The following is a 14,932-nucleotide window of genomic DNA, read 5'->3' as shown; positions in this document are numbered from 1 at the left end:
GATCGTAGCCAGCGAGAAGCCCCCAACGGTTTCTCGCAATACCGCGCGTTCAGCCGAAGGCTTTACCCTCAGGAGGCCAAGGACATTGACTGGCCGGCCGCGTACGTCCTGCGGCCATCGGCGACAGCGGTCTGGAAGTGCGAGATTCTTTCGTTCAGGACTTCCACCTGGTGGCGGAGCCTGTGAATTTCCGCGGTGTTTTCTTCCACCATGGCGGCGTTGTGCTGGGTGATGTGCTCGACGTCGCGAACGGCGTTGTTGACCTCCTCGATACCCTTGTATTGCGTGGTCGTGGAGGACGTGATGACCTGCACCAGCCCGTTGATCGAGGTGAAGTGCTCCATGATCGCCGACAGCGCCTGGCCGGTCTCCTCGACGAGCTTGACGCCCGCGCCGACCTGCGATGCGCTGGTGGAGATAAGCCCCTTGATCTCGCGGGCGGCGGTGGCACAACGCTGCGCAAGCTCGCGAACCTCTTGCGCGACGACGGCAAAACCCCTGCCGGCCTCTCCCGCGCGGGCGGCTTCCACACCCGCATTGAGCGCGAGAAGATTGGTCTGGAAGGCGATCTCGTCGATCACACCGATGATGCTGCTGACCTTCTCGGACGACCGGTTGATCGCTCCCATGGCGTCGACGGCCTTGGCGACGACGGCCGCTGAATGCTCCGCCTGGCGGTATGCCTCGGCGACCGAGCGCGACGTCTGGTTCGCGTTTTCGGCCGTCGTCCGCACGCTGACCGTGAGTTCGCCGAGCACGCGCGAGCTGTCTTCCAGGGCTGCGGCCTGCTGTTCGGTGCGGCGGGCCAGATCGTCGGCGGCACCCGAAAGGTTGGTGCTGCCCTCGGCGATCTCGTAGGTGGTGTTGCGAACCTCGGCGAGCGTCAGGCGCAGCGCATCGATGGCGTGATTATAGGTCCGCGCCATCGCGACATACTCCGCGGCGAGATCCTCGCTCATCTCGGCGGCGAGATTGCCGTTGGCAAGCTTGCCGAGCATATCTGACAGGGCGCTCAGCGCCTCGCTCTGTTCGGCCTCGATACGCGCCTGCTCGGCCGCGCGGCGGGCCTGCTCCTGTTCGTCACGTGTCCTGTTTGCCTCGGCGACCTCTTCCAGCCTGGTCTTCTCCAGCGCCTGGTCGCGGAAGACGGTCACCGAGCGGATCATGTCGCCGATCTCGTCGCCGCGCTTGCCGTCGCCGATCGCGACGTTGAGATCGCCGTCCGCAAGCCGCATCATCGTCTGGGTGATCCGCTTCAGCGGTCCGCGCAGCGTTTCGATCAGCATCAGGCCGCCGATAATCGCCAGCACGGTGCCGGCAATCATCGCCGAGAGCGACATCGTCGCCGAGCGCTGGCTGATCTCCCTGCCGCTCTCCTGAGCCGTGCTGACAAATTGCTCCAACGTGTGGCTTGCCGCCGCCACAAGCTCGGTTGCCGCCTCTCTGTTTTTCTGCCACCGGTCCGCGATCGAGATCAGAAGCGAGCTGTCCTTTTCGATCGAGGCAAGAGATGGCTCGATCTTCTTCGCAAGTTCCTGCAAGGCGGCGTTTTTCCCGCTCAAGGATACGAGCTGTGCGGCGCTTTCGCGCAGCGCCTTGAGATCGGCGAGAACGGCATCCCGCGCTTCGGCATCGACCCGCCTGTTCAGTTCACTCAGATGCAGGCGCAGATCGTCGATCGATTTGAAGGCGGTATTGACGATCGCCACCATCGAGCGAAGCGTGGCGATGTTCGCATCCATGCCGACAAAACGCTCAATAGCAGTATCCGCATTCCCGGAGGCGAGCTTTCCGAACTTCTCTTCAAAGCCCTGCAGATCCTGGTCGACGGGAGCATAGCCCTCGAGCGTCAGGTTGGCGCTGTCCTTGGCCATCGCCGCGAGCTTGTCCAATACCGGCTTCAGCGCGGCAATCTGGCTTTGGGCCTTGTCGGAGGCGACTGCGGCGCTAGCGCCGACCTCCTTGACGAGCGGCGGCAGGAGGCTGCCGAGAGCCTCTGCGAGATCCGCAGGCGCTGTGGCCTGCGTAGTTCCCTTGCGCAACTTCGCAATACGCTGCGCGATATTCTTGTAGGCGGAAGCGTCGAGAAGAAGCGCCCGGACGAAGGCTTCCTTTCCGTTCGCCTGATCCTGGAGAACGTCGAGCTGCTTGCGCGCGGTCTGGCTTTCCTTGAAAAGCTGCGCCACGGCGTCGTCGATCTCGTGTTCGGTATTCGTGCGCTCCTGCGACACTGCCCATAGCGCGTCGGCGCTGCCCTGCATCTTGCCGCCGAGCTCACGCACCGCGGAGATCTGCTGCTTCTGCGCGGGATCGGAGAGCATGGCATCGAGCGTCGCAGCGCCCTTCTCCTGATCGGAGATGCCGGCGATCAGCCGATCGCGCGTGGCCGCTGTCGGAAGGTCGGTAAAGGCTGTCAGCAAGGATCGGAGCTGCTGGAAACTGGAAAGGGTGTCGATCGTCTGGCGGGTGAGCGTCATCTGGCCTTTGAGCGTACCGGCGGTGAAATAGCCGAAAAGACCGATGCCGGCGATCAGGACGATCAGCGGCACCACGAAGAAGAGAACCTTCGTCACGATCCGCATGCGCTGCAACAGTCGATCAATGAATGCCATAAAATAGCCCCGCCCCAGGAATGCTCACGCCTGATGGCGCGACCATAGCCGCAACTGCTAAAAAAATGGTCAATGGTGTCGAGTTTGCTGAGAGTCATTGGAGGCGCGGTCGACGGCCCATCCGGCGTCATCCCAGGCCCTGTGCCGAGGACCGACCACATATCGACCGCCGCAGATGCTTGGGGCACAAGCCCGAGCATAACGAAAGAGGAGTTGGCAGTTTCGTCAGCCGCCTGGAGCACGCATTTCAGCGCGTGCTCAGCCAATGGCCATGAGGCTCGCATTGCCGCCGGCAGCCGCGGTGTTGATCGAGGTCGACACCTCCTCCAGCAGCCAGTTGAGGCAATAGGTCTCAGGATCGCTCGCCAGTTCCTCGGTGGTTGCGGCCTGGACCAGCAGAAGCGGGCCGGGCAGCGCAGCAATCCTCCGGTTGACGGCAAGAACCCTGTCGCGATCGCCTTCGACGAGCGCGCCCGAGAACGGCCCGTCCTTTTCCCAGTCCGAGGTCCAGGAAATCCGGCCGGCGACAGCCGCCGGAAGATTCGCCAGCACCGACGTCGATATGGAAGCCGCGTCGACGACCACGTGGTTGCCCGTGGAAAGGGCGGCGGCGATCTGGCGATAGAGCCCGCTTTCCGTCTGCGGCACGAGAAGAATGCGGCCGCGGGGATGGAGCGCGTAGAGATTGCGCTCCCCGACGGGGCCGGTGAGTTCGCGTTCGAGCCCGAGCGCCGAGCGGCTCGCATAGAAGCGCGCCGCTTCGCCCTCGCCCGGCAAGCCCTTCTTGTCGAGCCAGATGATGTAGTCGCGAAGGGCGAGATCCGTATGAACGGAATCCTGCTGCGGCGGCACGGGGGCGCGTTGCACCAGCCGGCCGATATAGAGCGGACCGCCGGCCTTCGGGCCGGTTCCCGACAGGCCGCGGCCGCCGAAGGGCTGGACGCCGACGACCGCGCCGATGATGTTGCGGTTGACGTAGAGGTTTCCGGCCTTGATGCGGCTCGTCACATGCGCGATCGTTTCGTCGAGGCGGGTGTGAAGCCCGAATGTCAGGCCGTAACCCGAGGCGTTGATATCGTCGATCAGGCGGTCGAGCCCGTTTCTCTTGAAGCGGACGACATGCAGGACGGGTCCGAAGACCTCCTTCGTGAGGTCCGACAGCGACTTGATCTCGATGATCGTCGGCGGAACGAAGGTCCCGGCCGCCGCACTTTCCGGCAGCGGCAGCTGATCCACCTTGCGGCCGGCGCCGCGCATTGTTTCGATATGCTGATCGATCTCCGCCTTCGCGCCGTCGTTGATGACAGGCCCGACATCGATGCTCAGCCGATCGGTGCGGCCGATCGTCAGTTCACGGAAGGCGCCCTTCAGCATGGCAAGCGTCCTGTCGGCCACGTCGTCCTGCAGGCAGAGAACACGCAGCGCCGAGCAGCGCTGGCCGGCGCTGTCGAAGGCAGACGTCACGACGTCGGCCACCACCTGCTCGGCCAAGGCCGAGGAGTCGACGATCATCCCGTTCTGACCGCCGGTTTCGGCAATCAGCGGGATCGGCTTGCCGGTCGCCGACAGCCGTTCGGCAAGCTGCGCCTGGATCATGCGGGCAACTTCGGTCGAGCCGGTGAACATGACACCCGCCGTTTCCTGAGCCCCGACCATGCCGGCGCCGAGGCGGCCGCTGCCGGGCACGAACTGCAGGGCGCCGACAGGCACGCCGGCCTCATGGAGGATCTTGACGCTTTCCGAAGCGATGATCGGCGTGACACCGGCGGGTTTCGCCAGTACCGGATTGCCGGCCACCAGTGCAGCGGCAACCTGCCCGGTGAAGATCGCCAGCGGGAAATTCCACGGGCTGATGCAGACGATCGGGCCGAGCGGCAGATGCGATGGGCCGAGCGTCTTGCGAGCCTGATCGGCGTAGTAACGCAGGAAATCCACCGCCTCGCGCACCTCGCCGACCGCATTGGCCGCGGATTTGCCGGCTTCGCGCATGATGATGCCCATCAGCACCTTGATGCGGGCCTGCATGATGTCGGCCGCCCGATCGAGGCAGGCGGCGCGCTCGGCCGGCGGCACGGCCGCCCATTGCGGTGCATATTCGGCCGCCATCGCAACGACACGAGCAGCCTCCTCGACCTTCAGTTCGGTGACCGTGCCGACGATGTCGCCGTGATCGGCAGGATTGAGGACGTCACGCGTCACCCCATCGGCGGAACCATCGGCGAGAATCGGGAGCGCATGCCACGGGGCCGTGGCCGTGGACGCGAGCGTCTGCGCCAGATCTTCAAGCGTCGCCTCGCTCGAGAGATCGAGGCCGCTCGAATTGGCGCGGGCACTGCCGTAAAGGGCCTTCGGCGCGGCGATCTGTACATGCGGCGCGCCGACGACGGGCATGGCCGAGACGGTCTCGGCCGGATCGGCGATCAGCGCCTCGACCGAAACGTTCGGATCGGAGATGCGGTGCACGAAGGAGGAGTTGGCGCCGTTTTCGAGAAGGCGCCGCACGAGATAGGCGAGCAGCGTTTCATGCGTTCCGACGGGCGCATAGATGCGGCAGGGCCGGTCGAGCTTTTCCTTGCCGACCACTTCGTCATAGAGAGGTTCGCCCATACCGTGCAGGCATTGGAATTCATATTTGCCGACGGCGAAATCGGGACCGGCCAGATGATAGATCGTGGCGAGCGTCTGCGCATTGTGGGTGGCGAACTGCGGGAAAACGGCATCGGCGGCGGCAAGCAGCTTGCGGGCGCAGGCGATATAGGCGACGTCGGTGTAGATCTTGCGGGTATAGACCGGATAGTCGTCGAGACCGTCCAGCTGCGCGCGCTTGATCTCCGCATCCCAATAGGCGCCCTTGACGAGACGGACCATCATCCGGCGCCCGGAACGGCGCGCGAGATCGATGATGTAATCGAGGACGAAGGGGCAACGTTTGCCATAGGCCTGCACGACGAAGCCGAGCCCGTTCCATCCCGCCAGCTCCGGGGCAAAGCAGAGCTCTTCGAGAAGATCGAGCGAAAGCTCCAGCCGGTCGGCTTCCTCGGCGTCGATATTGAGGCCGATGTCATAGGACTTGGCGAGGACGGCGAGCGCCTTGACCTTCGGCAGCAGCTCTCCCATCACCCGGCCGGCCTGCGCCCTGACATAGCGGGGGTGCAAGGCCGAAAGCTTGATCGAGATGCCGGGGCCGTCAAAGATCCCGCGCCCGTTCGACGCCTTGCCGATGGCGTGGATCGCCTTTTCGTAGTCCTTGAAATAGCGCTCGGCATCGGCGGCGGTCGTCGCGGCCTCGCCCAGCATGTCATAGGAATAGCGGAAGCCGCGCGCTTCCAACGGGCGTGCGCGCTTCAGCGCCTCTTCGATCGTTTCACCGGTGACGAACTGCTCGCCCATCATACGCATCGCCATATCGACGCCGCGGCGGATGACCGGCTCGCCGGCGCGCGCGATCAGCCGCGTCAGCGCCGCCGACAGGCTGCGGTCGTTGACCGTCGAGGTGAGCTTGCCGGTGACGACAAGCCCCCAGGTGGCGGCGTTGACGAACATGGATTTGCCGCCGCCAATATGCGAGGTCCAGTTGCCCTCGGCGATCTTGTCGCGGATCAGCGCATCGCGGGTTTCCGTATCGGGAATGCGAAGCAGCGCTTCGGCGAGACACATGAGCGCCACGCCTTCCTGGCTGGAAAGCGAATATTCCTGCACCAGCCCCTCGACGCCGGTGCCCTTATGCTTGGCGCGCAGGGCCTCGATCAGGGTGCGGGCCGTGCTGCGGATGTCGTAACGCTTCGCCTCGGAGACGCGCGCGGCAGCAACGAGCGGCGGCAGGCATTCCGTTTCCGGGCGGCGATAGGCAGCCGTGATGGCCTGGCGAAGGTCCGATTGCGGCCGGATCGGCGGCGCAAACGCCGAGAACGGCGCGGGATCATTGGATGGCGTATTGTCGATCGCTGCGTTCAACATGAAGATACCTATCAATCGAAGACTGGTTTAACGGATGAATGAAACGCCGGGCTCGTCGTCTGAGAGCGCATCGTCCGTGACAGCAGGGCCGGAATATTCCGTCTCGCTGAGCGGGCGCGCATCCGGCTTATCGCGCTTGAGGGTGAGTGCGGCTGCTACCGCTCTTATCGCCACTGGTCGGTAGTGAGCGAGCAGGTCCGGCTTCTGATCGTCATCCGGTTCTTCCCTCGGCATGCATGTCCCCATTTTGCGTGCGGCGCCGATGCGATCCTGACGATGCGTCAAGCGCCTGCGCCTTCCATCTCATTGCCGACGCATAAGGTATCACAGATCGCCGATCGCGATCTCACTTGATTTTCGCCATTTTTAACCTGTAGGAACTTATTAAATGGCGCTTGAAAGTTCAAATGGCTAGCGAACCCGACATCTTTAGTGAATTGGACCAGTTCGACAGAAAAATCCTCGCAGCCCTCGCGGAGGATGGAAGGCTGTCGATCACCGATCTTGCAGCGCGCGTCGGCCTCTCGAAGACGCCGTGCCAGCTCCGCTTCAAGCGGCTGATCAGCGAAGGCTATATCGAAGGCTTCAGAGCCGTCCTCAATCCGTCGAAAATGCAGCTCGACCACATCGCTTTCGTCGAAGTGAAACTCTCCGATACCCGCGAAGATGCGCTGAAAAGCTTCAACGAAGCCATCAAGAAAATCAGCGAAGTCGAGGAGTGCCACATGATCGCCGGCAGGTTCGACTACCTCCTTAAAATCCGCACCCGCGATATCGGCCGCTACCGCCGCGTCCTCGGCGAGCGCATCTCGACGCTGCCCCACGTGGCCAACACCTCGACCAATGTCGCAATGGAGACGATCAAGGAAGGCTGGGACAAGTTCGGGTCGAGTCTTTCCTGAACCTGTTGCCGGCGATGGGCCTGAAGCAGTTCAGCCATCTCCCAGAATAGGGAGTCGTCGGAAAACCCCGCCCACTTTTCAGCGTCATACTCTCGCTTTCCGGCCGCGTGCGCTCGGCTTCACCGGCACGCTTTTGCCATACTCGTTCCACCACGCCGTCAAAGCTTCCATCGTGGGGCCGAGACCCCGCGCTTTTTGCGTGATCTCATATTCGACGCGCGGAGGAACCTCCGCAAAGACGGTGCGCGATACCAAACCGTCCGCTTCGAGTTCGCGAAGTTGCGCCGTCAGCATGTGTTGGGTGATGCCGGGAATGGCCTTTCTCAATTCGCCGAACCGGTAGACCCGCTGATTGAGCAACCACATGATCTCAAGCTTCCATTTGCCGGAAAGCAGCGCGAACGCCCGCCGCATCTCCTCATGCATATTGACATCTTCTTCGGCCATGGTCTGCTTTTCCATACTAACGGCAAGTAATTCATCCTACTTGCAAATATAAATCTTAGACGACATTTCTCTGCATGCACAAGGGAGCGCAAGAAAAGCGCCTCTCAAAACAAACCGACAGACTCGACGAGAGGAATGTTGCTGCGTGGGCAGCGACAGGGATGAACTCATGCCTGAATATTACGCGTATTGGATCAGCACGGCACTTCTGTCCGCGCTCTACCTCGCCTCAGCCACCATCTATGTCATCAAGCGAGACTGGGTTCGCCAGGCTCTGGCCGACCTCGGATACACGGCTTCCTATCTCATTCCGTTCATGATCGTCATCAAGGTTCTCGGCCCGGTCGCGATCCTTTCCCGCGTCAGCGTGACCCTCAGCGATCTCGCCTATGCCGGCATCTTCTTTCACCTGCTGCTCTCGGCCCTCGCGCATGCCGGCGTTCGAAAACCGGCCGGCGCCCTGCCCGCGGCGATCGGCCTGGCGCTGCTGGTCACCTCGTTCATGACGCAGAACGACGTCCGCAGCGTCCCTTCCCCCTATGTCCAGGCCGCAGTGCGCTGACGTCCGATAACTCCAACCCAGATCAAGGAGATAGAAATGGGTCGACTCAATGGAAAAGTTGCCATCGTCACCGGCGCGCGCCACCGCAAAGTTTTTTCAGCCGAAGGCGCAAAGGTCGCAATTCTCTCACGCACATCCGAAGGCGTCGAACGTGTCGCCGCTGACATCGTCGAAGCGGGCGGCACGGCAGTCGGCATCGTCTGCGACGTCGGTGAGGCCGAGCAGATCATGGCAGCAGTGGACAAGGTTGTCGCGGCGTACGGTCGTATCGACATTCTCGTGAACAATGCTTTCGATGGTTCCGCGGTCTTGTCTTCGGTCATCGACCTCTCGGTCGAGCAATTGCAACGGAACTTCGATACCGGTCCGATCGCCTATCTCAGCTTCATGCAGGCCTGCTATCCTCATCTCAGGGAAAGCGGCGAAGGCCGGATCATCAACTTCGGCTCGATGGCCGCCACCAGCGGGCTGGCTGGTTATGGCCCGTACAACATGGCCAAGGAGGCGGTGCGCGCGCTGACCCGCACGGCGGCCCGCGAATGGGGTGCTGACAAGATCACCGTAAACAACGTCCTGCCGATCGCCGACACCTGGGGGGCTGCGGAAAAGGATGTTCCTCCGCCGATGAGTGCGCTCGCTCGTTTCGGCTCGCCGGAAGAGGACATTGCCCCGGTGGTCCTGTTCCTTGCCAGCAAGGATTCGCAGTTCATCACGGGCTACAGCCTCACCCCCGACGGCGGGGCAATCATCGACAGCGCCCGATAACCACCAGCAAGCAAGGGGCGCGGGGCGCGCGCCCCTTCGGCTTACCGTTGCCGGTGGCGGAAGGCTTCGACGAAAGCGGAGAAGGCAGGGGATGGATGGCGCCGGCTCGGATAGTAGAGATGATAGCCCTGAAACGTTGGCGCCCAGTCCGCGAGCACTTCCTTCAACTGACCGCTTTCGTAATAGTGCCGGACGAGGTCTCTCGGCACATAGGACAGGCCCGCGCCATCGAGAGCGGCGTTGATCGCCGGCCCTATGTTGCTCATCACAAGTTGGCCCTCTACGCGAACGCTGAACTCGCGCCCGTCCTTTTCGAACTCCCAGGCGTAGAGCGCGCCTGAGCTGGGAAGCCGCAGGTTGACGCAATTGTGGTCCGTCAAATCGTGCGGGGTCGCAGGTGCAGCGCGGCCCTCAAAATATCCCGGCGATCCCACGACAGCATAGGAGACGTCGGGACCGATGCGCACGGCCACCATGTCGCGCGCAATTGCTTCGCCGAGCCGCACACCGGCATCGAACTGACGCTCGACGATATTCGTGAAACCGTTGTCGACGATGAGTTCAACGCTGATATCGGGGTAATCCCGCAGAAATGCCGGCAGCCTTGAACGGAATACGAGGTCGACGGCATCGTCGGGACACACGACCCTGATGTGACCCGAGGGTTTGTCGCGCAGTGCGCGGATGGCGCTGACTTCCGCAGCGATGCCTTCGAAGTGCGGCTGAATGCTTTCCACCAGGCGCGCACCGGCCGCCGTAGGCGCCACGTCACGCGTCGTGCGGGAAAGAAGGCGGACGCCGAGCCGTGCTTCGAGCGCGCTGATCGTATGGCTGAGCGCCGAGCGCGTGACGCCCAGCTTCGATGCAGCCCGCGTGAAACTCCGCTCCCGAGCCACCTCCAAAAACGCACGCATCTCGGTGAATTCGTCGCGCCGCATTGTTGAATCTCCTTCATCACGGCGTTCAGATTATAGCTTCTAGTCGCGCAAAACCAGCCCGGCTATCTCTTAGGCAACGGACAGGAGACCCTGCATGAGCATCGAGCTGACATTGAATGAGACCGTGCTGGAGGAAGGCGAGGCGACCCGGTGGAGCGCGGTGACCTGTCTCTCGCTTCTGACTTTCCTTCTGGTGGGTTTGGAATTTCTCCCCGTGAGCCTTCTGACGCCGATTGCCAGCGACCTGTCGGTGTCGGAGGGGCAGGCCGGATTGGCGATCACCGTGTCCGGTGTCTTCGCGGTCATCACCAGCCTTTTCGGCAATGCGCTCCTGACGAAGATCGACAGGAAGATGGTCGTTCTGCTCTATACGGCGGTTCTGGCTGCTTCGAGCCTCGCCGTTGCGCTGGCGCCCAACTTCCTTGTCTTTCTCATTGGGCGGGTCCTGGTCGGTATTTCGATCGGCGGCTTCTGGTCGCTATCGACCGCTATCCTGGCGCGCCTGGCTTCAAGCCGTGACTTGCCCAAGGCCATTGCCTTGCTTCAGGGCGGCACCGCATTGGCGCTCGTGCTGGCTGCGCCGCTCGGCAGTTTTCTCGGCGGGTCGATCGGATGGCGCGACACTTTCCTGATCACGGTGCCGATCGGAATTGCGGGGCTCGTCTGGCAGCTGGTCGTTCTGCCGAAGATGCCCGCGACATCAACCGTCTCGGTAGCCAGAATATTCGGTTTGCTGCGCAATCGCACATTCGCGATCGGAATGGCGGCGACCGGTCTCGCCTTCATCGGCCAGAACGCATTGTCGATCTACCTTCGCCCGTTCCTCGAAGGCGTGACGGGCCTGGACTTGAATGTTCTGTCCATGGTGCTTCTCGGCCTTGGCGTCGGCGGACTGGCCGGAACCTCCGTCATCGGCTTCGTCGCCCGGCGGCGCCTCCTCCTCGTTCTCGTCGGGTTGCCGGCTGCTCTTGCAATCCTCGCCCTGCTGCTGATCGCACTCGGACCGTTCGCGGCGGCGACCGCCTCTCTACTCGTGCTGTGGGGATTCTTCTCGACCCCGATCCCCGTCGCCTGGAATACCTGGATGGCTGCCGTCGTCCCCGGCGAACTGGAAGCTGCGGGCGGACTGCAAGTGGCACTGATTCAGCTCGCCATTGCAGGCGGCGCCTTCGCCGGCGGCCTCTTGTTCGACATCGCGGGTTGGTGGAGCACCTTCCTTTTGGCCGCCTGTCTTCTCACGGGCTCGGCTATCCTCGCCGCCGTCGCCGGCCGCCGTGTCTAACCCTCAAAACAGGAGATCATCATCATGTCTCAAGGAATCGAAAACAAAATCGTCGTCATCACCGGCGCGAGCAGCGGGCTTGGCGAAGCCGCTGCGCGCCACCTTGCCGAGCGCGGCGCGTGGGTCGTGCTTGGGCGCGGCGAGACCTTGGCCGAGTAGACGCTGACGATAAATCCTTCGAGCCAACATGCCGCCTACAGCGGTCTTTGAATTTCACAGTAGACAATGCTGCGGTTTGAGCCGGACCAAACAGACACCTTCAAATCCACCCCCGTCGCGCTTTCACTGGCGATCAAGCCCATCTCTCGTTCTGACCGCAACAGCAGCGCCCAGTTCATAAATGTCTCCATATAGCCATCGACATCCGTCTCCGGAGAGAAATTGGCGAATAGGAATGTGCCGCCAGGCTTAAGCATGCTGACGCACTTCTTGGTCAACTTTACGGCTACTGCGTCCGGCAAATAGTCATAGAGACCCGCGGCATAGATGAAATCGAACATTCCCAGCACATGTCTTCCACCGATCAGAGACTTGACCGAACCGCTCATCGCCTGGACTGATGTGCCGGCGAAATCGCGGGCGACGGTTCCAACGCTCATCGGGTCTTGATCCAAAGCTACCCAGCGTCTGATCGCGCCGGCGCTGAGAGCGCGCGACAAAGGCCCCTCACGAAGATGCCCGGCCGCGATGGCGAGGACTTCGGTGAAACCAGGCCGGGCCGAAGCGATTTCGTCAACGCGGCGAGCCAGAATGTCTCGACGCTCCCTTACCGCAAGGGATGACGAAGCATTTTGAGTGTAGGCGTAGATCGAGCGTCCCAAGTTGCTCGCTGATAAGACGGCGTCCTCAATCTCCGGTCTGCCGTAGATGAAGTCGAGAAGGCGTGCGTCGCCAGAATAGCCGCGCGGCTTTTCGAACGACCAGCGGGTCAATGGATCTTGATGAAGATAGTGGGCAACTGGATGAGATTGCGCGATCGGAACGATGGCGTCCCACACCTCCGGATGAAAGCGCCGCCGCATCTGATGCAAGGCGTCGGTAAGACGCTCGATTATCGCATTAGGCTCGACGCCGGACTTGAACTGACGGATCGACACCTCAAGGCTGAGGGCAAGCTCGGCTCTGGCAACGACAAGGTGGCCGGGATCTGGAGCAGCAACCCTCCTTGCCGCCCGACGAATCTCGCCGGGCACAACAAGACTTTCACCGTCCAAGACCAGGTTTTGTGCCATTTCGAGACCCCTTGACCTAGCGTTAAGCATAATCAACCTCGAAACAGGATGCGACTAGAATCTACACGGGATAAGGGTATTTCTACTCTTGCGGGTCTGATGCTACCCCTCTAACAAAGCTAAGCAATAAGACAAACCGGTTGCAGGTTGCCGAATGTGATTTTGGAGGGCGCCGAAGTATGGCTTACTTTTCAGCTTACTTTAGATCATTGTCAGACCGGTGTTGTTGCATGATCGCGGCTTACGCTAATTTCCAGCGCGACGAACCAACCGCCAGCTTTTCATTCGCCGAGGCCCTAAAGTCTCTGAAAATCGAAAATGATGCTGTCCGAAGGCGGAGCTCGCGGCATGGTCTTTGGATCGCAGTTGCCGTTTATGTGGCCTTCGCACTTCCCGACCGTTGGCTGATTCCCGATGTTGCGCCTGTGACGATCGCCGCGCGATTCGCCGTTGCAACGATCGCTCTGCTGGTATTCGAGACCCTGCGGCTGGCAAAAGCGAAAACCGTCTGGCTTGACATCACATGTGCCGCTGCACTGCTGGTGGGCTATATGGGCTGGCTTTACCCGGCGATTGCCACCCGCGACGTCATCGCCATGTCGTACTACATGATATTCGGCGCCATCTTCATGATGGGCGCCAACCTCTTTTTCAGTTTCCCGTTTCGGCTTTCGGTGATCACCTCGAGCCTCGTTCTATGCGCATTTTTCGTTACGATCGAGGACTTTTTCCCTTCAAGCCAAACCTACAAGCTGGCCTTCGGGATGTTCTACATTTCGTGCTTTGTCTTCACGTCTTTCGTCAATTGGCGATTGAACGTGGAGCGTCGAAACGTGTTGCTGAACGCGGCGGAAGCTCGCCACCAGCACTGGGAAGCGTCCGAGCGCGGAAGGTCACTGCTCGAGCTTTCACATACTGACTACCTGACAGGCATAAGCAACAGACGCGCGCTGGATCGGCGACTCGACGAATGCTGGGCTGCTTGGAAAGACGAACGCCGCGACTTCTCCGTGTTCCTCATCGACGTCGACTTCTTCAAACGCTTCAATGATCGCTACGGACATCAGGAAGGAGACCGGTGTCTGACCGTCATCGCCAATGCGCTGAAGGCGGTGGTAGAGTCGTCCGATGGCATGATCGGCAGGTATGGTGGCGAGGAGTTTATTGTGGTCATTCCGGCCGCCCTCCCCAAGGTCGCGATGAACCTTGCCGAGAAGATCAGACTGGAAGTCGAGTCTCTTGCGGTTGGTCACGACGAGCGACCAGATGATATGTCGATCGTAACCGTCAGCATCGGCGTCGCCTTCACCCGCGAGAAAGTTGGAGAGAAGGTTGAACGAATAGTACGTGAAGCCGACCTCGCTCTCTACAATGCCAAAGCAAGTGGTCGAAACTGCATTCGTAGTTTTGATCCGTTGTTGCCTCGCCCCGACGACTATGCTGGTAAACTCGTCCCGCTGCTGGCGGCCGCCATTGATCGCAAACTGGTCTCGCTCGTGTACCAGCCGATCTTCGACCTGACGAACGAGAAAGCAAGAGCTGTCGAGGCTTTGATGCGCCTCAGGATGCCGGACGGCACTGCGGTTTCGCCGAAGACATTCATTCCGGTTGCCGAACGAAGTGGCGCTATCCTCGAACTGGGCAGGTGGGCGATCGAGACGGCATGCCGTGACATACTGATGACCGATCGCATGGCTACCGTCAGCGTCAACGTGTCGCCAATACAACTACGTTCCCCCGGCTTTGCTGCCAGTGTCGCTGATATCCTCGATCGTTGCGGGGTCTGCGGGTCGCGGCTAGCCTTAGAAGTCACCGAGGGCCTGGACATGGATATGCAGTCGGAGGTGCTCAAATGCATTGCCGACCTGCGGGCACTCGGCGTCGAGATCTGGCTTGACGACTTCGGCTGCGGCTTCGCGGGCCTCTCTTGGCTGAGGGCAATCGAGTTTCAGACGGTCAAGGTCGATAGAACCTTCCTGCATGACTGCTCGAACCCACGTGGTTTGACGATGCTTCAGGACATGATTGCTCTCATCCGCAATCGTGGAAATACGATCCTGGTGGAAGGCGTCGAAACTGCAGCACAATTTTCCCTTCTCAAGGATCTGCGCATCGACCGCGTCCAGGGCTTTCATATGGGAATGCCGGTTAGCGCTGAACTCCTGAACGCGGCATAATTCGACCTCAAGGTTTGCAGATGGCTCAGCTCGTTGTGGGGGCTTGACGTCTGTGGCT

At 61.3% G+C, this 14,932-nt stretch carries 11 protein-coding genes and 1 pseudogene; 6 read left to right on the top strand and 6 right to left on the bottom strand.

Annotated features, from left to right (window positions below):
* Positions 1-68: 68 nt before the first annotated feature.
* From EFB14_RS21030 to EFB14_RS21020, 3 genes are all read right to left on the bottom strand, one after another.
* Positions 69-2,612 (bottom strand): methyl-accepting chemotaxis protein, encoded by a 2,544-nt coding sequence (locus EFB14_RS21030; RefSeq protein WP_126828646.1) that lies wholly within the window; start codon positions 2,610-2,612, stop codon positions 69-71.
* Between the two features lie 258 nt (positions 2,613-2,870).
* On the bottom strand, positions 2,871-6,569 hold the full coding sequence (putA, locus tag EFB14_RS21025) for a trifunctional transcriptional regulator/proline dehydrogenase/L-glutamate gamma-semialdehyde dehydrogenase (RefSeq protein ID WP_126828644.1): 3,699 nt from the start codon (positions 6,567-6,569) through the stop codon (positions 2,871-2,873).
* 27 nt (positions 6,570-6,596) lie between these two features.
* The gene (locus EFB14_RS21020) at positions 6,597-6,803 is read right to left on the bottom strand and encodes a hypothetical protein (RefSeq protein ID WP_125844125.1); all 207 of its coding nucleotides are present in this window, start codon (positions 6,801-6,803) and stop codon (positions 6,597-6,599) included.
* A 173-nt stretch (positions 6,804-6,976) separates the two neighbouring features.
* On the opposite strand from EFB14_RS21020, the gene EFB14_RS21015 reads away from it, so the two are divergent.
* On the top strand, positions 6,977-7,471 hold the full coding sequence (locus EFB14_RS21015) for an Lrp/AsnC family transcriptional regulator (protein ID WP_126828642.1): 495 nt from the start codon (positions 6,977-6,979) through the stop codon (positions 7,469-7,471).
* 84 nt (positions 7,472-7,555) lie between these two features.
* Here the strand turns inward: EFB14_RS21015 and EFB14_RS21010 are convergent, their stop codons facing one another.
* Entirely contained in the window at positions 7,556-7,933 is a 378-nt protein-coding gene (locus EFB14_RS21010) for a winged helix-turn-helix transcriptional regulator (protein WP_126828639.1), read from the bottom strand.
* Positions 7,934-8,087: 154 nt separating this feature from the next.
* Between EFB14_RS21010 and EFB14_RS21005 the strand changes: the two genes are divergently transcribed.
* Complete coding sequence (locus EFB14_RS21005) at positions 8,088-8,480, top strand: DoxX family protein (RefSeq protein WP_126828637.1); 393 nt, start codon at positions 8,088-8,090, stop codon at positions 8,478-8,480.
* A gap of 36 nt (positions 8,481-8,516) precedes the next feature.
* Positions 8,517-9,245, top strand: a complete 729-nt coding sequence (locus EFB14_RS21000; RefSeq protein ID WP_126828635.1) for an SDR family NAD(P)-dependent oxidoreductase — start codon at positions 8,517-8,519, stop codon at positions 9,243-9,245.
* Positions 9,246-9,286: 41 nt separating this feature from the next.
* Here the strand turns inward: EFB14_RS21000 and EFB14_RS20995 are convergent, their stop codons facing one another.
* Positions 9,287-10,183 carry a LysR family transcriptional regulator gene (locus EFB14_RS20995; RefSeq protein WP_126828633.1) on the bottom strand — a complete coding sequence of 299 codons (897 nt, stop codon included), beginning with the start codon at positions 10,181-10,183 and terminating at the stop codon, positions 9,287-9,289.
* Positions 10,184-10,277: 94 nt separating this feature from the next.
* On the opposite strand from EFB14_RS20995, the gene EFB14_RS20990 reads away from it, so the two are divergent.
* Positions 10,278-11,465, top strand: coding sequence for an MFS transporter (locus EFB14_RS20990; RefSeq protein ID WP_126828631.1), 1,188 nt, complete (start codon positions 10,278-10,280; stop codon positions 11,463-11,465).
* A gap of 24 nt (positions 11,466-11,489) precedes the next feature.
* Positions 11,490-11,600, top strand: a pseudogene (locus EFB14_RS20985) (SDR family NAD(P)-dependent oxidoreductase); the annotation flags it as partial.
* Positions 11,601-11,659: 59 nt separating this feature from the next.
* Here EFB14_RS20985 and EFB14_RS20980 read toward each other — a convergent pair.
* Positions 11,660-12,697 (bottom strand): class I SAM-dependent methyltransferase, encoded by a 1,038-nt coding sequence (locus EFB14_RS20980; protein ID WP_126828629.1) that lies wholly within the window; start codon positions 12,695-12,697, stop codon positions 11,660-11,662.
* Positions 12,698-12,876: 179 nt separating this feature from the next.
* On the opposite strand from EFB14_RS20980, the gene EFB14_RS20975 reads away from it, so the two are divergent.
* Complete coding sequence (locus EFB14_RS20975; RefSeq protein WP_126828626.1) at positions 12,877-14,874, top strand: putative bifunctional diguanylate cyclase/phosphodiesterase; 1,998 nt, start codon at positions 12,877-12,879, stop codon at positions 14,872-14,874.
* Positions 14,875-14,932: the final 58 nt, after the last annotated feature.

The organism is Rhizobium fabae (genome assembly GCF_003985135.1).
Lineage (GTDB): Bacteria > Pseudomonadota > Alphaproteobacteria > Rhizobiales > Rhizobiaceae > Rhizobium > Rhizobium pisi.
Note: the sequence above shows the minus strand (reverse complement) of the source record. Positions and strands in the feature narration are given on the sequence as shown.

Excerpts from the sequence above, each read along its gene's own strand:
- EFB14_RS21020 (WP_125844125.1), bottom strand. The coding sequence starts at position 6,803 with ATGCCGAGGGAAGAACCGGATGACGATCAGAAGCCGGACCTGCTCGCT.
- EFB14_RS20995 (WP_126828633.1), bottom strand. The coding sequence starts at position 10,183 with ATGCGGCGCGACGAATTCACCGAGATGCGTGCGTTTTTGGAGGTGGCT.
- putA (WP_126828644.1), bottom strand. The coding sequence starts at position 6,569 with ATGTTGAACGCAGCGATCGACAATACGCCATCCAATGATCCCGCGCCG.
- EFB14_RS21030 (WP_126828646.1), bottom strand. The coding sequence starts at position 2,612 with ATGGCATTCATTGATCGACTGTTGCAGCGCATGCGGATCGTGACGAAG.
- EFB14_RS21010 (WP_126828639.1), bottom strand. The coding sequence starts at position 7,933 with ATGGAAAAGCAGACCATGGCCGAAGAAGATGTCAATATGCATGAGGAG.
- EFB14_RS21000 (WP_126828635.1), top strand. The coding sequence starts at position 8,517 with ATGGGTCGACTCAATGGAAAAGTTGCCATCGTCACCGGCGCGCGCCAC.
- EFB14_RS20990 (WP_126828631.1), top strand. The coding sequence starts at position 10,278 with ATGAGCATCGAGCTGACATTGAATGAGACCGTGCTGGAGGAAGGCGAG.
- EFB14_RS21005 (WP_126828637.1), top strand. The coding sequence starts at position 8,088 with ATGCCTGAATATTACGCGTATTGGATCAGCACGGCACTTCTGTCCGCG.
- EFB14_RS21015 (WP_126828642.1), top strand. The coding sequence starts at position 6,977 with ATGGCTAGCGAACCCGACATCTTTAGTGAATTGGACCAGTTCGACAGA.
- EFB14_RS20980 (WP_126828629.1), bottom strand. The coding sequence starts at position 12,697 with ATGGCACAAAACCTGGTCTTGGACGGTGAAAGTCTTGTTGTGCCCGGC.
- EFB14_RS20975 (WP_126828626.1), top strand. The coding sequence starts at position 12,877 with ATGGCTTACTTTTCAGCTTACTTTAGATCATTGTCAGACCGGTGTTGT.